The organism is Thermococcus barophilus MP (genome assembly GCF_000151105.2).
Lineage (GTDB): Archaea > Methanobacteriota_B > Thermococci > Thermococcales > Thermococcaceae > Thermococcus_B > Thermococcus_B barophilus.
In genome coordinates, this window is the sequence record NC_014804.1 from 408,055 (window position 1) to 425,666 (window position 17,612).

The following is a 17,612-nucleotide window of genomic DNA, read 5'->3' on the forward strand; positions in this document are numbered from 1 at the left end:
TTCGCTCTGCCTGAAGTAACAAAAAAGTTAAAACAAGTGTGAATTACTCTCAGGACTTAAAGCTCTCAAGGGTTTCTTTTATGAAATCCTTGGCTTCTTCGCTAAGCTTGTCCTCTTTCACTTCTTTACCGAATTTGTCATACACCTTACCGTCAATTATGCTTATCTCAAAGACCTCATACATCATCTCGTCCTTATCCTCAATCTTAATTCCGTGCTCCTTTAAGTGGCTTCTCACACTGTCAATATCAACATACTTGCCACATTTTTCACATTTATAGAACTGCCAGAACACAAAGTCCTGTCCAATTGTCATGTTGTTTTTCAGGTGTTCGATGAACCTGCCGCCAAGATATTCGTAAAAATCTTCCTGCATGAGCTTTCCATCTTGCTCCACAACCTTAAATCCTCTCCAGACTATGTGATCGTTTATATCCACAAGAGTGCCCCTAAGGAACTTTGATGTCATGATAAATGTGCCGTTGTGAATGTAAAACGTACCTTTGTTCGGTACAACCACTATGTCAAGCCCTTCTCCCTCTTTTACTTCACTGAGCTTTTCTGCTTCCTCTCTGCTGTTTGCCACTCTAATTCTGATCTTTAGATCACTTTTCTTGTGTCTTCCGATTATTTTGTCCCCACTTAAATCCCAGTGATAGTCATCAAGTGTTCTGATTCTGGAGTAAACTTTTCGAAGTCTTGAATCGAGCTCACTGTACTTCACATCCACCACCCAAAAAGGGAATCAGGCTTGGGATTAATAAGTCTTCCCGGAAAACTTTAAAAGGGTAATAGGGAGGGAGAGTTAAGACTACTTTCTCAATACCACGTCTCGGCTATCACATCGTGCTTGTGAATGCTCTCAAGGCTAACAACCCTGACATGTATTCTGCCCTTAAATCTCTGCTTTGCCTTGAAGATTATCTCTCTGGCAACATCCTCCACGAACTTTGGATTTTGGTACATCTTTTGAACGACAGCGTTCTCATCGACAGTTTTCAACAGCGTGTATGTTGGAGAACTGAAAGAGCTCTCAACAACTTCAACCATGTCCTCAAGAGCTATTTCTTCATCAAAGTCCGTCTGTATTTCAAGAGTTGCTATTGCTCTCTGAATGTGCGTTTTTCCTTGATTGTTTGCCATCGCATGGGGACAGGCTGTGTTCCCTATGACCGTAACCTTAAGTACTTTTTCGAGTTTACCTTTTGTTTCATCTTTTATGACCCCAACCTCAACATCATAAGCCTCAAGGCTTATCTTTTTACTTGCGGGGGTTTCCTTCCCAATAATTAGGTGCGTCTTTATCCAAACTTCAGCCCTCTTGTGTGGGTGTTTTTTCTCCAACCGCTTGATTATTGCAAGCTCAAGCTCCTCAAGGGACGAATGAACCCTGCTAACCTCCTCTTCCACGGCTTCGCTCATAGTTTCCGTTATGCTTTCCACGAGACGGCTCATGTGTATTCCCTTTTTCTCCTCAGGAACATCTATTGTTATCTCAAAGGTAGGTATGAAGGTGTAGAGCTTTCCTTTCCAGTTAATCTTTGCTACAGTTCTGAGATTAGTTATACCAACCCTGTGAAGCTTCTCTTTAATCTCCGGAACTTCCTCTTGGGTCTCAAAAATCTCACCCATTATTATCACCGCCAAGTTGAACTAAACAATCGGCTTTTTAACTCTATCTCAGAAATTTCATCAGGTTATCATAGCTTTTCTTTGCGATGTCTATGTCTTTGCTGCTGAGCCTTTTGGCGTATTTAGCCTTCTCAAATATTCTTGTAAGCGCGTGAAGATCCTCTAAATCCTCGAATATATCTCTCAGCTTTTCTTCATGCTCCCAGTGAGTCCAGCTCTTTTGATATGGATAACCTTTTAAAATAAGCCCCGCAACGACGTTCTTGTACATCTTTATTATCCTTTCTTCAGGTGTCCCTTCAATTGTGTCAAAGGTCATCTGAGGGTTGAATTTGTGGGGCTCCCCCATAATTATGATGCGTTTCTTCCGTCTTTTAACTGCAGTTAGAACAAGGAGAGCAGCTATGATAAGCGGAAGAGCATACGCATATAGGGGCAGAGGCTTGTAATAGATCATGACAGTCTGGTTAAGCCCAAAGCTCATGATCCATTTTGGATACCTTATAATGGGAGCTTCTCCTCGGGGCAAATATCGAGGTTTAGCTGTGAGGAGCAGATAAACGGCAACAACAATTGCAAATAGGGTGATAAACTCCGCAACGTTCCACCATTTGCTTTTCTTTCTTGGAAGCCTTTCACTGGAAATTCCGGTTTCAAAGAGAAATCTCAATGCTATGCCCATAGCTATGAAGAAAAAGAACCCCCATGCTAAGTATATCCACTCAATGTTAAAAGAGGAAGCTTTAGATCTGACAGTGTATTTGTGGAGCGACGAGAACAGTATGAGGAGGAGTAAAAATATAACCAAATAACCTACTGCACTTCCTCTTTTATTTCCTCCCCTGCGGGCAGACATTTGCAGCACCAGCTTCATCTGCCGTTAAGCATGTAGTAGACGGTTCTTAGTGGGATACCAAGCTCTCTACTTATCTCTTTTGGACTCTTTCCCTGAGTCATGAGCTCTCTGATCCTGAGGAGAACAGCTTCGTCATACTTTCTCGGCCTGCCTCTCGATTTTTTGATCGGTACTACCTCAATACCCATCTGCCTTAGTGCTCTTATAACTCTCTTTGAGACCTTTGGGTACAGGCTTGGGGGGCAGCCTATGAGTTTTACATTTGGAGCATTTTCCAGGATTCTCACAAGTATTTCTTTTGTAGGTCTCAGGTTTATATAAACCTCCCTCACATTCTCATTAAGGAGCTCGTCTATCTTTCTCAGCAACTCCTCGTTGTTTCTCGCGGTTATCTCAACCCTCACCCATCTCACCCCTGGAGAAGCTCCAAAAACCTCTTTGCTTTATCGCTCTTTGGCATAAACTTCTCAAACTTCTCTAAGTTAGTAAAGAGAGACTTATGAAGACCAGAAAGGACAAGCTTTCTGATAGCCTCAACAAGCCTATCCAAATCCAATTCGAGGAGCTCTGCAACTTTTTTCTCATCAAATGGGCTTACACCATACAGTATTGCCCCACCAAGCAGGTAGTTCGGTATGTTTGAGATCTCGCTTCTCTTTCCGCTGAGCATCTTTTCAATTTCGCACTTCTGAATTATCATCATGCTCCCGAATCCTGTCCGAAAACCCTTTTCTTTCATAAACGGCAGGTCAAAGACTGAATAATGACAGTCAATGCAGAGCTTTATGTCAGGATACAATCCAAGGCTTTCCCTCTCTTTTTCTGAAGTTAAAAAGTAATACCTGAAGAGGTCAAGCCCCAAAAGCTCTGGCCCCTTTTCAGGGTCGAATGCCGCATAAGCAAGAGCCAGATTATCAACAGTATAGTGGTTGTTGATAAGGACGCCTTTCGTTTTCACATAACTTAAAACCCTCCAGCGGAAGCGTTTTCCAAACCTTTTTCTGAGCTCACTTTCTATATCCGCATCCGTAGGAATATCAAGCCTTGTCTTTCTCAACCTGCCCTTATCCCAATACTCCACCTCAATTCTGAAGCTCTTCTTCCTTACAACCCCTTTTTCTCTCAGCTTTGATTTTATGAGCTTAAATGCCTCTCTAACTTCTACACTCTCCTGCCCAAGAAGCCTCAAAACATCTCCAGAATATGCTAAGTGAGGCAGCACATCAATTCTTCCGAGGGCCACTGGTTTTTTAACTGCCTTTATCTTTTTGATCTCTTCATGTTTCCTAATTGTTTTTGGGTCAATCTCCCGGTTTCCAAGGTAAAACGAATAGTTCGCTGAAATTAAAGCCAATGCCATTTTGTGTGCTACTATTGCACTTCTCAGCCTCTCAAGAGCCAGAATTCTGTTGTGCTTCTTCTTATATAACCATCTTATGTGGGGATCCTTCTCCTTCTTATCTATCCCTCTAACTGAAGGTACGGTTTCTCCAACCCTTCTTGAGAGCTCTTCTTCAAACTCTCTCAGAATCTCAAGGTTTCTGTTAAGGTAGAAAACAAGAACGGGAATGTCGAGATTTTCAAATAACCCCATCATATCAATTCCAATATCGTCCAAAATTTTGTTCACCTGAGCGACCAGCTCCTCAGTGGTCGTCATGGCAGCAACTCCTCGTTCGCAATTTTTTCAGGCAGATACTTCTTAGCAACGAACTCCAAGCTTTTGTTAGCCAAAGCCTGCTGCTCAATTCTTACTCCCCACTGTAAGGCAAGCTTTAATTGTCTCTGCCACTCCTTGGTTTGGAACCATGGATAGTTCATTTCTTCGATGATCCTCTTGTAATCTCCAGTTGGGCCGCCTTTCTTATTTGGCGGAATTCCCTTGAGCTTTTCTGTAACGTTCTCTAAGCCATACTTCTTGATGTCATCCATGGTCATTCCAACGAACTTAGCCTCAGGCGTTGCAAGCTTCTCGCTGAGGTAGGCGAGGTTAATTGAACCCTGCTTTATTGTTGAATAGATGTACCAACCGTAAGGGTCTCCATCTGTGAAGACTATGATTGGCAAGCCTTCTTCATAGTGCAGACGGTGGATTAATCTTCTCACACCTCTTGAAGCCTGTCCCTGAGTTGCAATGATCAAAGCTCTCTCCTTCTTTGGGAACTTTTCTTCAATCAGACGGTCTGCCATAGCCGCTGTCTCTACAACTAAAGCGTAATCAACGTTTATGTCCACGAACTGAATGTGCTCAACTGTTCCTGGAACAGCCCAGCCACCCATACCGAGCTTTGAGGTGTTGAACTCGTCTTCGCCATCTCTGATTGTTATGTCCCCATAAACGTAACCTCTTCTGTCAGCAGTTAGGTGCATTTCTTCTCTTAGAACACCAAGCATCCTCTCCAAGTCTTCGATAACTGGGTCGCTCTCGCTCTGGTCTTCAAATGTGTTTTCCTTAGTCCCAGGGATTGTGTGCTTGTTGGCATAGTAGGCTTCTCTCAAGCTCGCATGCTTTCCTTCGCTCACCAATCTCTTTACGTAAGCTGCTATCAGCAAGGTCTGCATGAACTTTCTCGCATGAGCTACGTTGAGAAAGTATCTCCTTGAGAGCTTGTTCCCCATCCTGATGACTCTCTTGACCTCATCAAAGTAAACGTTGTTAAGTCCCCTTGTTGGAATATCGAGGTAAGGGTTCTTTCCCTGTTTAACCTCTTCAAGGATTTCTTTTCCGAGCTCTTCCAATTTACGGAGAACTTTCTGCGGATCATATGCAAAGCGTTCCTTCGGCATTTCACGCTTCAGCATCTGCTTCAACCTCCGCTGGCTGTTCTAATGCCTCCTCAACAGCTTCAAACTTCCTCTCAATCAGACTGATGAAGTATTCCTTAACTTTCTCCTCAGGCTCACCTGTTAAAATGCTTAAAGCTCTCGCTATTTCGGGAACATACTTCTGAAGTGTTTTCTTTCTCTTAACCTGATACAGCTTTCTGTGTTTGCCGCTTAAATATGTCTGCAGTCTTCTTGCAGCTTCCATTATGGCAAGTCTAATTTCCTCATAAATTTCATCCTCATTGGCTATGCTCTGCTTCCCTGTTGAGGTGTAAGGAACGTGGACGCTGATGACATTGATTAGAAGTGTTAGAGGTGCTCTATCCAAATCCTCAACCTTATACCGCTTCCAGTCTATGCTCCTCGCTGCTGTTGTTGTTACACATGCGCCCGCATCGAATAATAGCGGAACCCTGTTGGCGTATCTGAGCAGATTAAATGAGCTTTCAAGCTCACCGCCGTATGCCAGGCCAATTTCAACTTGGAATGGAATACCGCCGCGGTAAACTTTGGGGGGTCTCGTAACTGCTGTGACAAACTCTGGCTTGAGGATTCCCGTGAGACCTTTAACGATGTTTTCTTCACCAATTGGTCTCAAGCCGTGGGTTGGTGGTGCTAAGAACTTAATGTACTTAAATGCTTCAACTATTTCTTCAGCCTCATGCCAAGTGAGCTTCTCTGGGGGTTTGTCCATAAGCTTTTGGACCTCTCTGATGGCTTTCTTCGCTCTCCTACCATAACTCCTCAGAATTAAATCCACCTCGCCCTTAGCTAATCTCTCAAAGAGCTCATCTTTTATTCTCTTGTCTTCCTCGCTGTTAATAAGCCTAATTGCGGCTATGTACTTGATGAGCTCATCTATCTTCCTATCGCTGATTCTTGAGAACTCAGAAATCAAAAATCTTTTTACGGTGTTTTTTCTCGTTCTCTTTGCCATTCTGTAGACATCGTCTGTCATGACTCCCCTTGGATGCGGCTTCATCTCTACAGGAGGCTTTGGAACCTCTTCACTTGAGCGCGGAAAGACAATAAGCTTCCCATCAGGTTCAATCAACTCGATGTGAGCGTGGGGATTCGCTATAGCAGTGAGCTTGAGATACCAGAAGACACCCTGCTTTGAGCGAACATACTTAACGTTTTTTACTTCGAGCTCTATTCTCGTTCCTCTCCAGCCTGTTGGATTTGGATGCTTAATCTTCTTGACGATTTTACCCTCATTCTTTTCAACATCAATCTTGACCCATGCCTCAATTATCTCATCGCCACCTGTTGAAGTTATTACGCGTGTTGCCTTTCCGCTTGTAATTTGAGCAAACATCACTGCACCGCTGATGCCTATACCCTGCTGACCTCTGCTCTGTATGTTTCTGTGAGCCTTTGTACCGGCAAGCATCTTTCCAAAAACGTGAGTTATGAACTTCTCCGGAATCCCAGGACCGTTGTCCTCAACGATTATCTTGTAGTGTTCCCTTCCGAGCTCCTCTATTTCAACCCTTACATAAGGCAGAATTCCCGCTTCCTCACATGCATCCAGGGAATTTGTAACAGCCTCATGCACCACTGTCGTAAGGGAGCGAATTTTTCCAGTGTATCCTAACATTGCGGCGTTTCTTCTGAAGAACTCGCTGACACTCTGGATTTTAAATTCTTTAAAGAGTTCTTTAGCCTTTGCCATAATAAACGCCTCCTTCAAGTTCCAAATCCTTCTTTCTTCTTTCAAGATACTTATACACCGTTCCGTGGGGGGAACCCTTCGCCAGCTTTTCTATAGCCGTTTTGGCAATCTCAACTTGAATAGGGTTCCCAATGATAGCAACTGTCTTACCGTAAACACTAATATCAGCACCGCTCATTTCCTCAATGATCTCCCTTGTCCTGCCTTTCCTACCAATAATCCTCCCTCTGATTCTTGGCAGGGCATTCTTTTCGTTTCCAATGATTATGTCGCTTAAGTTAATTATCTCAAGAACTTCACCCTCGTTGAACAGTCGGAAAGCCCTCTCGGGCGAAAATCCCCTACCAATAGCCATTACAACATCTCTTGCCTTCCATACTGCTAATGGGTCGTCTGTTTTTTCAGTTGAACTTATGAAGACTTCACCAGTTTCGCTGTCTACCTCAATTTTTGTCTTTGTGATCTCCTCGATCTTCTTCTTGGTTGAGCCCTTCTTTCCAATGAGAACTCCAATTCTTTCTTTGGGGATCCTCACAAATTCTTCCTGCTCGCCAAGGGATTCATAATCTATGCTCTCCTCAAACTCACTTCTTCTCTCCCCTTCTTTATCAACATACTCATACTTTTTAAGCAGCTTATCAAACTCATCTCTCATATCAATCACCTGTCAGCTCTTTGAACTTCTCCTCGAGATCATCAACAGCAACACCTTTTCTACCGAAGTAATTGATGATATTCCTTAAATCACGATACAGCAGGGTTAAGCTCATCCTATTTCTCTTCACAGTTGCCTGAGACCAGTCAATTATCACAGGCTTTTCCCAGATCAAGATGTTGTACTCGCTTAAATCACCGTGAACCATATCCCCTCTCTTCCAAAGCCTCTCTATTGCACTCATCGAGAACTCATAAAGCTCTTCGAAGTCTCTCTTTTCTAATACTTTCTCCACATCTTTTAAACGCGGAGCTGGAACTTCATCTCCAATAAACTCCATTATTAAGATGTTGTTGCGGAAAGCAATTGGCTCTGGGGCTCTAACAGCATATTTCATTGCTCTCTGCAGATTTTTGAATTCCCTCCGTGTCCAGACAAAGACGAGCTTTCTTATGTCCTTGGGAAGGTAGCCAACCCTTGGATCAGCTGCTAAATACTCCCAGATTCTTCTGAATTCCGTTGTGTAGGTTCGGTAGATTTTGACTGCTATTTTGTTGCCTTTGCTGTCAGTTCCCATAAAGACATTTGCTTCTTTACCCGTTGAAATCACTCCAAGGAGCTGCTCTATTTTGCCCCTTCTGTGAAAGTAGCTTAAAGTTTCGACGGTTGTTTTATCAAATACCTCGCTGAAAACTTTGAACAATTCGCTGTCCTTTTCCCTACGCTCGTCTAATCCAAGTATCTCTGCAATCTCCCTATCAAATCTCTCCATAGAACATCACAACGTTAATCCACCGGTTAAAAACTCCTGACTTATCTTTCCTTTTCTTATAAGCCAATCAACTTGGGTTCTTGTATATCTATATACAATGTCGCCTCTCTTGTCCGTTTGCACAGGCCAAGGCTGAACTATTACCAGGTCCCCGACCTTAATCCACATCCTCCTCTTAAGCCTTCCAGGAATTCTGCATCTCCTGATTTTTCCGTCTTCGCATCTAACATCCATCCATCCAGCCCCTAAAGCCTGCTCAACAACTCCGAAGAGCTGGTTTCCTTCCGGAAGAGGAACCCTAATAACTTCATCCCCTTCAACTTTTCTATTATCTCTTCTGGGTCTTGCCATGAGCATCACCTCCAGTGATTAAAACTTATGCATTTATAAGCATAAGCTTTGCAAAAATTTTCCACAGAAACATAGATGCGAGACTTTAAAAATTTTTGCATGCATAAAATTGGACATAAGAATAGGGAATAGAATTCATTCCCCAAAGATCTTCTCGATCATCCACTTTTCATCGAACTCTTTTAGGTCATCATACCCCTGCCCAATGCCTACAAAGAGTATCGGTGCTCCAATTGCATGGCTTATACTTAACGCAGCTCCTCCCCTTGCATCGGCATCAAGCTTTGTAAGAATTACCCCATCGATCTTCACAGCCTCGTTGAACTGCCTCGCTTGTTCAATTATGGCGTTTCCTGCCAGGGCATCGCCAACAAAAATTACTAAGTCAGGCTTTGTAACCCTAACAATCTTTTTCATCTCATCCATAAGGTTCCTGTTCAGCTCGTTTCTGCCGGCTGTGTCGACTAAAACTACGTCAACGCCCCTCGCTTTTGCGTGCTGGATTGCATCATAAGCCACAGCAGCTGGATCAGCGCCATAGCGGTGCTTGATTACCTTAACGCCAACTCTCCTTGCGTGCTCCTCCACCTGCTCAATTGCTCCCGCTCTAAATGTATCACTTGCTGCTATTACTGAACTTAAGCCGTGTTTCTTGAGCCAATGAGCGAGCTTGGCTATAGTTGTTGTCTTTCCGGAGCCATTAAACCCAACAAACACTATGACAAAGGGCTTCTCCTTCTTTGCTTTTATCATCTCAAGAAGGTTGATTTTTCTTTCGGGTGTAAGAACTTCAAGAACAGCTTTCCTTACAGCGTCTTCGACGATCTTTTTCTTATCAGTCCCAATTTTAACCTTTTGACCAACCAGCTGCTGCTTGATTTTCTCCTTCAGCTCTTCGACGACCTCCAATGCAACATCCGCCTCTAAAAGCTCCAGCTCCAGATCCCACAAAGCCTCTTCAACATCTTTTTCCTTTATTTCAGTTTGAGCAACCTTATCAACAAATGAGCTTAACTTCTCTTTAAGCTTTCCAAACATATTTCACCACCAGAATTGAATTGGGTGAGAGGTTTATAAGGCTTCTCAGCACAAAAGCTTTAAGGTATTTGGCGAATTCAATTTCATGAAAAAGCTTTCAGTTGTCATGATAATTTTACTCTTCCTACCCTCAGCTACAGCTTTCTCTTTTGAGGAAGCTAAAACGGAAGTTATTCAAAAACTCGAAGCTCAAGTCAATTTTGTCGAGAATGCTGAACTCAATTATGCAATTTACATCCGCTTCCTGGAAATAATAGCAGTTACAAGGTCAGGAATCCCAAATGAAAAGCTTATTCAGAATTACGCTGAATGGCTGAAGTCGCTTCAAGAAGATGACGGTTCATTTCCCCCTATCATAACTTTTGACGTGTCCGGTGTTCCTTCCTGCGATGCTTATTACTATGCAGAGAGGCCCAAAGGATTTGAAGGCTTTCCCTCCTGCCTTTACGGATTCTCATTCAAGAAGTGTCCTGAGTATAGCTATATAACGACATGCTCCAGAGCCGCTTCAACGGCTCTGATTTTGTATGCGCTCTTAGATGCTGGCGAGCCTAGAAATTCTCCTGTGATAAAGAAAGGAGTGCAATATCTCCTGAAAACTATGAAGAACGGCACATACTGGACATATGTTTACACGGTATCTTCTTCCAAAGTAGGAGTTTCGAGCTGTAAAGAGGCTGAAAAAGTGTGGGGATTCAAAGAAAAGCCCAGCTTAGTTGCCACAGCTTATGCTGTCGCGCTTCTCCATAGATTGGGATATAACGTATCGAAGTCCTTGCAGTGGCTCAACTCAAATCTAAAGCCTGAGAATTTGATTAACAAAGATTACTTGACATATCTCCTCGAAAACGAAACACCCAAATGGGAGTACAGCTTTCCATTCTATCAGCTTGGTTTTCCAAGCGTTCACTTTTATCATAGAGAGCCCTTTGAGAGCTTAGTGGTTCCTCTGGTGCTCATTAAAGAAGAAAGATTAGAGATTAATCAGAGTGCCGTTAGGTTTATGGTATCCATTCTGAACAAAACGAGGATTTCCTTTGCTGGTGATTACACACTCTACATTTCGACAGATTTATTCTGGAACTCAAAAGAAAACTATTCTCTGAGCGTCTTATTCAAAGGAACCAACTTGAGCCAAATAACTGAAAACGGAACCTTTTACTATCTCTTGAGCAGAAGCTTGAAGTTTAAAGCGCTTGAAAAGAATTTTACAATAAGCGGAAGCCTGAACTTCACGGTTCCAGAGGAAGTTAGTTGGGAGCCAGAAGTGAATGTATTCCTTTTCAAGAGGCTTACAAACAGAAGCTATATGCGAGTTGACTGCGCCGAAGTTGAGAAATGCGGCAGAGGATGCTACAATTTTAAACTTTACCCACATTACGACTGGTGGAGCGACTCCATAAGACCTTCTGCGACTGCTTTGCTATGGTATTATCTTGCTGGCGAAACAAGAGCTATAGATGAGTTCCTGAGAAATTATAGCTCCCCTAAATGCGAGAGTGAGCTTGCTGAGGACTATCAAAATAGAGGCTGCTCTGAGGACTATGCTCTGCTACTTCTTTTAATGGACGTCCGGAGTGGGAGCTTCAAGGAATATGGAAAACCAAGGATAAAATTGGTGGGAGGTATTTTTGTGTTTGTTGTTCTTGTGCTGTTAGTGAGACTGTATCTTAAAAAGAAATAAGCTGTCGGCGATAGCTGGTGTCATCACTTCTCAGTTCCGAAACCGCTCGTCATCCAGCATATACATACTTGTTCCAAACTTTTTTAAGGATTTGTATAACTTAGTTATAGAATTTTACAAAAGAGTTATAAACATTATGCGAAGAGTTTATGACGGTGAGCATTATGGATGGGGGGTATGATATAAGACCCACATCTGAAAGAACTTTCACATTCCTAACGCTCTTTGCTATTTGGTTCGGTGCTGGAATAAGCATTGCAGAGTTCTGGGCAGGAGCTTTGCTGACTCCAGCTCTGCCTTTGCTCACAGCAATAGCGGTGATAATAATTGGACATCTAATCGGCAACGCAGTTATGGGATTAATAGCGATTGAAGGCGAAGAAACTGGAGTTCCAACGATGGTGCTTTCAAGAGGCGCATTAGGAATAAAGGGCTCAGTCCTTCCTTCAATTCTAAACTACCTCCAGCTCATAGGCTGGACGGCAATAATGCTGATCGTTGGTGCAAATGCAATGAATGCTGTCTCGAAGCATTTTGGTTTTGAAAGCTATGCTCTTTGGGTGGTTCTTCTCGGTTTGCTGGTAACTGCATGGACTTACATTGGACCAAAGAACTGGGATAAGCTGGAAAAAGCGGCAGCAGCTTTGCTCCTTGTACTGAGCATTTGGCTAACTTATGTAACGCTGAAGCAGTTCTCACTCAACGAGATCTTATCAAAGCCCGGAACGGGCGAAATGGGAACGATGCTGGCTCTTGACTTAGTTATTGCAATGCCCCTTTCATGGGCGCCCCTTATAGCAGATTATTCAAGATTCGCTAAGGACAAAAGTTCGGCGTTCTGGGGAACCTACATAGGTTACTTTATCTCGTCATCGTTGTTTTACTTTGTCGGAGCGCTAACAAATATGGCAATAGGAGAGAGCGACCCAATTGGAATAATAGCAGCATATGGAATCGGAATCCCCGCAATGCTGATAATAGTGTTCTCCACGGTGACCACAACCTTCCTTGATGTTTATTCAGCGGCAATAACCTACAAGAACATCTCACCAAGAGCAGATGCAAGAAAGCAAGTTCTGCTTGTTGGAGCATTGGGGACTTTGCTGGCTCTGGTATTTCCAGTTGATCAGTATGAAAGCTTTCTCCTGCTAATTGGGGGAGCATTTGTGTCTCTAACCGCAATAATGATAACAGACTATTTCCTTGTCAAGAAAGGATACAATGCTGAAGAGCTTTTAGATGAAAATGGAAAATTTGCAGGATACAATAGAAAAGCCCTGATAATCTGGGCGTTGGGGTTTGTGTTCTACATGCTGCTTGCAGTTGAAGGGCTGTTTGGGGTTCACATTCCAGTTTTGAGCGATGTTGGCTTTAAGCTCGGCTCAAGCATTCCAACCTTCGTTTTGGTGAGTGTTCTCTACTACCTATCGGAGAGGTGGTAGCATGGAGTGGATAGCCAAAGCTTTGGAAAGAGTTAGAAAAAGAAAACCGCTCGTTCAGAACATTACAAACTTTGTGGTGATGAACACAACCGCCAATGCCCTCTTAGCCCTTGGAGCCTCACCTGTGATGGCACATGCCAGAGATGAGCTTGAAGACATGCTGAGGATAGCGGATTCCCTTGTGGTTAATATTGGAACCCTCGATGAGCACTGGATTCCCTCAATGGAAAAAGCTGTTAAAATTGCCAGTGAGCTGAAAAAGCCTACAGTCCTTGATCCTGTAGGAGCTGGAGCCACTAAGCTGAGAACCGAAACAGCCCTAAGACTCCTCGAGATCGGAGATATAACGATCCTCCGCGGCAATTTTGGTGAAATAGCGGCTTTGCTTGGTGAGCATGGAAGAACAAGGGGTGTTGATTCGGCAACATATGAAGAGGACAAGGCTAAAGAGCTGGCTTTAACTGCGGCAAGGGAGTTCAACACTGTTGTGGCTGTCACTGGTCCAGTAGATTATGTGAGTGATGGCAAGGGAGTTTACGCAGTATACAACGGCAATGAGATGTTAGGGAGAGTCACGGGAACAGGGTGTATGGTTACTGCAATAACCGGTGCCTTTGCAGCTGTTGAAGAGCCATTGAAAGCTGCTGTATCTGCACTGGCGATCTTTGGAATTGCAGCTGAGAAAGCCTGTGAGGAAGCCAAATATCCGGGGAGCTTTCATGTAAAGCTCTATGACTGGCTCTACAGAATCGATGAGGAGCTAATAATTGAACGGGCGAAGGTGAGGAAAGTTGAACCTTAAGAAAAGGCTCAGGCTTTATGTCATCACCGATAGAAGGCTCAGGGATGAGATAGAGACCACAAAAGCGGCACTGGAAGGAGGGGCGACTGCAATACAGATGAGGATTAAAAATGCGCCGACTGGGGAGATGGTAAGAGTTGGAAAAGAGCTCAGAAAGATAACGAAAGAATATGGCGCACTGTTTTTTGTTGATGACAGGCTTGATGTGGCTTTAGCAGTTGATGCAGATGGCGTTCAGCTCGGTCCAGAAGACATGCCAGTTTATATAGCCAGAGAACTTGCTCCAAACTTAATTATTGGAGCTTCAGTCTACAGTTTGGAGGAAGCTCTGAAGGCAGAAAGAGAAAAAGCCGATTACCTCGGAGCCGGCTCGGTTTTTCCAACAAAAACAAAGAAAGATGCCAGAGTTCTGGGTTTGGAGGGATTAAAAAAAGTAGTTGAATCAGTAAAAATCCCAGTTGTTGCGATAGGTGGGATAAACCACGAAAATGTTAGAAAAGTTCTGGAGATCGGCGTTGATGGGATAGCGGTTATCTCTGCCATAGTTGGTGCTGAGGACGTGAAAAAGGCAGCTGAAGAAATGAGGAGGATAATTGATGAATATCTGGGAGGTGAGTAGTGTGGATGATAGGAAGTATGTAAAAACAGCTCTAACGATAGCAGGGAGCGACAGCGGGGGAGGCGCTGGTATTGAAGCTGATCTTAAAACTTTTTCAGCCTTTGGAGTTCACGGCTTGGTGGCAATAACCTCGGTCACAGCTCAAAACACTCAGGAGGTTAGAGCGATTTATGATGTATCTCCAGAGGTTGTGGCAAAGCAGATTGAGGCAGTTGCAGATGATATTGGAGTTGATGCAGCTAAGACAGGAATGCTGAGCAGCGCTGAAATAATAAAGGCTGTTGCAAAGACTATGGAGAAGTATGAATTCCCACTTGTGGTTGATCCAGTGATGATCGCTAAGAGCGGAGCTCCTCTTTTGAGAGAAGATGCAGTGGATGCCCTTCTCAAATATGTGATACCTTTGGCAACACTTGTAACGCCAAATAAGCCAGAAGCTGAAAAGCTGAGCGGTATTAAAATTGAAACTCTCGAGGATGCAAAAAAAGCTGCAAAGATTATTGTTGAAGAGCTGGGAGCGAAAGCGGCAATAGTGAAAGGTGGGCACTTAAATCTCAGTGAAGCCGTTGATGTGCTGTATTATGGTGGGGAGTTTAGGGAATACAGGGCTCCTTTTGTTGAAGGCTGCACCCATGGAACCGGCTGCTCATTCTCAGCGGCGATAACTGCAAACTTAGCAAAAGGGAAGGACTTAGAGGAAGCAATTAAGGTTGCAAAAGAGTTCATAACAATGGGCATCTTTTATGGTGCAAGAATTGGGAAAGGGCACTGCCCAGTTAATCAAAACGCCTGGATTGAAATTCCAGCGGAGAAATGGCGGGTCTATGAAAGCTTAGTAAAAGCTGTAAGGGAGCTTGAGAAAATTGGAGACAGAACTTTGCCCCATGTGCCGGAAACTGGCATGGACTTTGTTTATGCACTATCGAGGCTTTATGCAAGAACCCCCAAAGACGTGGCTGGGAGCAAGATTGTAAGAGTTGGGAATACAGTAAAAGCAGTTGGTAGTGTAGAATTTGGAGCATCAAACTATTTAGTAAGTGCAGTCCTAAAGTTCATGGAGCTTTATCCGGAGATTAGAAGTGCGCTTAATTTAAGATACAGCGAGGAATTGATAAAGAAAGCTCAAAAAAACGGATTTAGAGTTTCATTCTATGATAGACGGAAAGAACTGGAAAAAATAAAGGTTAAAGAAGAAGCGACAATTCCTCGAGACATTGAAACAGCAATAAAAATGCTAAGTGAAAAACCGGATATAATATGCCATCTTGGCAATTGGGGAGGAGAAGCACTGATGCTGATATTTGGGGAATCTCCAGAGGATGTGCTAAGGAAAGTCAAAATTATTCTATGACCTTCTCACATAGGTCTTTTTCTCAACCACTCTCCCTTCTTCGAACTTGTAGACATCAATCCTCTCAAATCCGAGTGTCTCTCTTTTGTATGCAATTAGATAATTAATTAATTCTTTAATTCCATAACGAAGCACGGAATCTTTCATGTACTTGGTCTCATAGATTAAAATCAGCTTATTACTGTGCTCCTTTATCCACTCATAAACCCTTGCTCTTTCATTTTTTGGTCGAGAAAGGAGATTATATATTAAGTACCCATCAAATTCTATTCCTTCATTTAAACTTCCTATGAAAACATTCCCTGGGTATTTTACATCGAAAGGGAGATGCTCTGCCAAGAACGTCATCCCATTTGAAAGCCAGGCATTAAGGAAAATTCTGGTAATCTTTTTTGCGTCTCCAGTGATCAATATTACCCCTTTACTTAAGTGTGCTATTTCTCTCAGCATGTGATGAAATGTGAGAATAGCTTAATAAATTTTTCGAAAAATTTTCGAAAAACCTAACAAAATACACCACAAAGTATATATTTGCATGTGCAGTTCTTCATGAGTGAAACAACTTTGCAGGGGGTTACGACATGAAGAGGTCAGTGCTTGCTTTGTTTTTAATCGGTGTTTTGGCATTTAGTGTAGTTGCCAGTGGATGTATCGGTGGTGAAAAAACAACAACACCCACCCAAACCCAGTCATCTCCAGCAACTTCTTCACCCACACAGACAGCAACAGAAGAGAAGCCCAAGCTTAAAGGTGCCATTGCTGTGGTTTATGACATTGGCGGTAGGGGAGATCTAAGCTTTAACGACATGGCGTATATGGGAGCTTCGAAGGCAGCAAAAGACTTTGGTCTTGAGCTTAAGGAAGTCCAGAGCAAGAGTGAGAGCGATTACTTGCCGAACCTCAGGCTTCTCGCTCAAAGCGGTAAGTATGATCTAATCATTGCAGTTGGTTTCATGATGACTGATGCCGTCAAGCAGGTTGCAGATGAGTTCCCCAACCAAAAGTTCGCAATTGTTGATGGGTTCATCCCAGACAAGCCAAACGTCGTTAGCATTCTGTTCAAGGAGAATGAAGGCTCAGCCCTTGCAGGAGCTTTAGCCGGGCTCATAGCGGCAAACGATGGTAAGGACAAGGTCGGTATTGTTCTCGGTATTGAAATCCCAGTTCTCTACAAATTTGAAGGCGGTTACCGCTTTGGAATCAAGTGGGCTGAGGATTACTACAAGAAGAAGACCGGAAAAGACGTTAACATTGAAGTTTTGTACACCTACACAGGCTCATTCACTGACCCAGCAAAAGGTAAGACCGCTGCCCAGGCTCAGCTTGGACAGGGTGCATGGGTTATCTACCAAGTCGCTGGTGCTGTAGGATTGGGTGTCTTTGATGCCGTTAGTGAGTATCTCAAGAGCCAAGGAAAAGAAATGGGACCACCATTTGCTATTGGTGTCGACTCAGCACAGGACTGGATCAAGCCAGGAGTAATCATTGCATCGATGATGAAGAGAGTTGATGTCGGTGTCTACAAGGCAGTTGAGATGGTCGTTAAGGGCAAATGGAAAGGAGGAATCATGGAGCTTGGCTTGGCTGACGGCGGTGTAGGCTTAAGCACAATTGATGACGTTAAGGCAATGTTCAACTCACTTCCAGAGGACGTTAAGAAGAAGAAGCTTGAAGAGCTTGGCTTGAAGAGCGAGGATGAGCTCTTTGCAAAACTTGAGCAGACAAGAAAGCAGGTTCCAGACTGGATCTGGCAGGCAGTGGATGAGCTGAAGCAAAAAATAATCAGCGGTGAAATAGTAGTTCCAAAGGCATTCAACAAAGAACAAATTGAAGCTATTAGAAACGCCAAGACCTGGCAGGAAATGGAAGAACTCGCTAAGAAGTGGGAGAAGAGCTCTTGATTTCTTTT

18 protein-coding genes are annotated in these 17,612 nt (G+C 43.4%); 6 read left to right on the forward strand and 12 right to left on the reverse strand.

Going from position 1 to position 17,612, the window contains the following annotated elements; all coding sequences use genetic code 11:
• Positions 1-49 precede the first annotated feature (49 nt).
• The 11 genes from TERMP_RS02450 to ftsY all read right to left on the reverse strand — a co-directional run bounded on the left by TERMP_RS02450 (position 50) and on the right by ftsY (position 9,805).
• On the reverse strand, positions 50-724 hold the full coding sequence (locus TERMP_RS02450; protein ID WP_013466767.1) for a hypothetical protein: 675 nt from the start codon (positions 722-724) through the stop codon (positions 50-52).
• Between the two features lie 95 nt (positions 725-819).
• Positions 820-1,632, reverse strand: a complete 813-nt coding sequence (locus TERMP_RS02455) for a GTP cyclohydrolase IV (RefSeq protein ID WP_013466768.1) — start codon at positions 1,630-1,632, stop codon at positions 820-822.
• A 43-nt stretch (positions 1,633-1,675) separates the two neighbouring features.
• A complete protein-coding gene (locus tag TERMP_RS02460; protein ID WP_048159725.1) occupies positions 1,676-2,488 on the reverse strand; it encodes a DUF4129 domain-containing protein in 813 nt (270 codons plus the stop codon).
• A 14-nt stretch (positions 2,489-2,502) separates the two neighbouring features.
• Positions 2,503-2,892: a DUF1699 family protein gene (locus tag TERMP_RS02465; protein ID WP_013466771.1), complete on the reverse strand. Its 390-nt coding sequence runs from the start codon at positions 2,890-2,892 to the stop codon at positions 2,503-2,505.
• Positions 2,893-2,897: 5 nt separating this feature from the next.
• Positions 2,898-4,148, reverse strand: coding sequence for a DUF530 family protein (locus tag TERMP_RS02470; RefSeq protein ID WP_013466772.1), 1,251 nt, complete (start codon positions 4,146-4,148; stop codon positions 2,898-2,900).
• A complete protein-coding gene (locus TERMP_RS02475; RefSeq protein ID WP_013466773.1) occupies positions 4,145-5,290 on the reverse strand; it encodes a DNA topoisomerase IV subunit A in 1,146 nt (381 codons plus the stop codon). Before TERMP_RS02475 ends, TERMP_RS02470 begins: the two co-directional genes overlap by 4 nt.
• Positions 5,277-6,989 carry a DNA topoisomerase VI subunit B gene (gene top6B / locus TERMP_RS02480; protein ID WP_013466774.1) on the reverse strand — a complete coding sequence of 571 codons (1,713 nt, stop codon included), beginning with the start codon at positions 6,987-6,989 and terminating at the stop codon, positions 5,277-5,279. Before top6B ends, TERMP_RS02475 begins: the two co-directional genes overlap by 14 nt.
• Positions 6,976-7,644: a KH domain-containing protein gene (locus tag TERMP_RS02485; protein WP_013466775.1), complete on the reverse strand. Its 669-nt coding sequence runs from the start codon at positions 7,642-7,644 to the stop codon at positions 6,976-6,978. Before TERMP_RS02485 ends, top6B begins: the two co-directional genes overlap by 14 nt.
• Before the next feature lies 1 nt (position 7,645).
• A complete protein-coding gene (locus TERMP_RS02490; protein ID WP_013466776.1) occupies positions 7,646-8,416 on the reverse strand; it encodes a serine protein kinase RIO in 771 nt (256 codons plus the stop codon).
• Between the two features lie 6 nt (positions 8,417-8,422).
• Entirely contained in the window at positions 8,423-8,767 is a 345-nt protein-coding gene (eif1A, locus tag TERMP_RS02495) for a translation initiation factor eIF-1A (protein WP_013466777.1), read from the reverse strand.
• Between the two features lie 135 nt (positions 8,768-8,902).
• Positions 8,903-9,805, reverse strand: a complete 903-nt coding sequence (ftsY, locus tag TERMP_RS02500; RefSeq protein ID WP_013466778.1) for a signal recognition particle-docking protein FtsY — start codon at positions 9,803-9,805, stop codon at positions 8,903-8,905.
• An 85-nt stretch (positions 9,806-9,890) separates the two neighbouring features.
• Here ftsY and TERMP_RS02505 point away from each other — a divergent pair, with 85 nt between their 5' ends.
• The 5 genes from TERMP_RS02505 to TERMP_RS02525 all read left to right on the forward strand — a co-directional run bounded on the left by TERMP_RS02505 (position 9,891) and on the right by TERMP_RS02525 (position 15,703).
• On the forward strand, positions 9,891-11,489 hold the full coding sequence (locus TERMP_RS02505; RefSeq protein WP_013466779.1) for a hypothetical protein: 1,599 nt from the start codon (positions 9,891-9,893) through the stop codon (positions 11,487-11,489).
• Positions 11,490-11,653: 164 nt separating this feature from the next.
• Complete coding sequence (gene cytX / locus TERMP_RS02510) at positions 11,654-12,931, forward strand: putative hydroxymethylpyrimidine transporter CytX (protein ID WP_013466780.1); 1,278 nt, start codon at positions 11,654-11,656, stop codon at positions 12,929-12,931.
• Position 12,932: 1 nt separating this feature from the next.
• Positions 12,933-13,733, forward strand: coding sequence for a hydroxyethylthiazole kinase (gene thiM / locus TERMP_RS02515; RefSeq protein ID WP_013466781.1), 801 nt, complete (start codon positions 12,933-12,935; stop codon positions 13,731-13,733).
• Positions 13,723-14,352, forward strand: coding sequence for a thiamine phosphate synthase (gene thiE, locus TERMP_RS02520; RefSeq protein WP_013466782.1), 630 nt, complete (start codon positions 13,723-13,725; stop codon positions 14,350-14,352). The genes thiM and thiE overlap by 11 nt, the downstream gene beginning before the upstream one ends.
• Positions 14,330-15,703: a bifunctional hydroxymethylpyrimidine kinase/phosphomethylpyrimidine kinase gene (locus TERMP_RS02525; protein ID WP_048159726.1), complete on the forward strand. Its 1,374-nt coding sequence runs from the start codon at positions 14,330-14,332 to the stop codon at positions 15,701-15,703. Before thiE ends, TERMP_RS02525 begins: the two co-directional genes overlap by 23 nt.
• On the opposite strand, the gene TERMP_RS02530 is transcribed toward TERMP_RS02525, so the two are convergent.
• Positions 15,698-16,153 (reverse strand): hypothetical protein, encoded by a 456-nt coding sequence (locus TERMP_RS02530; RefSeq protein WP_048159727.1) that lies wholly within the window; start codon positions 16,151-16,153, stop codon positions 15,698-15,700. The two genes, TERMP_RS02525 and TERMP_RS02530, sit on opposite strands and share 6 nt — an antisense overlap.
• A 131-nt stretch (positions 16,154-16,284) precedes the next feature.
• Between TERMP_RS02530 and TERMP_RS02535 the strand changes: the two genes are divergently transcribed.
• Positions 16,285-17,604, forward strand: a complete 1,320-nt coding sequence (locus TERMP_RS02535; RefSeq protein ID WP_013466785.1) for a BMP family lipoprotein — start codon at positions 16,285-16,287, stop codon at positions 17,602-17,604.
• Positions 17,605-17,612 lie beyond the last annotated feature (8 nt).

What these genes read in the sequence shown, in the direction of transcription:
- TERMP_RS02455 (WP_013466768.1), bottom strand. Translation starts at nt 1,632, where the DNA reads ATGGGTGAGATTTTTGAGACCCAAGAGGAAGTTCCGGAGATTAAAGAG.
- TERMP_RS02460 (WP_048159725.1), bottom strand. Translation starts at nt 2,488, where the DNA reads ATGTCTGCCCGCAGGGGAGGAAATAAAAGAGGAAGTGCAGTAGGTTAT.
- TERMP_RS02470 (WP_013466772.1), bottom strand. Translation starts at nt 4,148, where the DNA reads ATGACGACCACTGAGGAGCTGGTCGCTCAGGTGAACAAAATTTTGGAC.
- TERMP_RS02475 (WP_013466773.1), bottom strand. Translation starts at nt 5,290, where the DNA reads ATGCTGAAGCGTGAAATGCCGAAGGAACGCTTTGCATATGATCCGCAG.
- top6B (WP_013466774.1), bottom strand. Translation starts at nt 6,989, where the DNA reads ATGGCAAAGGCTAAAGAACTCTTTAAAGAATTTAAAATCCAGAGTGTC.
- TERMP_RS02485 (WP_013466775.1), bottom strand. Translation starts at nt 7,644, where the DNA reads ATGAGAGATGAGTTTGATAAGCTGCTTAAAAAGTATGAGTATGTTGAT.
- TERMP_RS02490 (WP_013466776.1), bottom strand. Translation starts at nt 8,416, where the DNA reads ATGGAGAGATTTGATAGGGAGATTGCAGAGATACTTGGATTAGACGAG.
- eif1A (WP_013466777.1), bottom strand. Translation starts at nt 8,767, where the DNA reads ATGGCAAGACCCAGAAGAGATAATAGAAAAGTTGAAGGGGATGAAGTT.
- ftsY (WP_013466778.1), bottom strand. Translation starts at nt 9,805, where the DNA reads ATGTTTGGAAAGCTTAAAGAGAAGTTAAGCTCATTTGTTGATAAGGTT.
- TERMP_RS02505 (WP_013466779.1), top strand. Translation starts at nt 9,891, where the DNA reads ATGAAAAAGCTTTCAGTTGTCATGATAATTTTACTCTTCCTACCCTCA.
- cytX (WP_013466780.1), top strand. Translation starts at nt 11,654, where the DNA reads ATGGATGGGGGGTATGATATAAGACCCACATCTGAAAGAACTTTCACA.
- thiM (WP_013466781.1), top strand. Translation starts at nt 12,933, where the DNA reads ATGGAGTGGATAGCCAAAGCTTTGGAAAGAGTTAGAAAAAGAAAACCG.
- TERMP_RS02525 (WP_048159726.1), top strand. Translation starts at nt 14,330, where the DNA reads ATGAATATCTGGGAGGTGAGTAGTGTGGATGATAGGAAGTATGTAAAA.
- TERMP_RS02530 (WP_048159727.1), bottom strand. Translation starts at nt 16,153, where the DNA reads ATGCTGAGAGAAATAGCACACTTAAGTAAAGGGGTAATATTGATCACT.
- TERMP_RS02535 (WP_013466785.1), top strand. Translation starts at nt 16,285, where the DNA reads ATGAAGAGGTCAGTGCTTGCTTTGTTTTTAATCGGTGTTTTGGCATTT.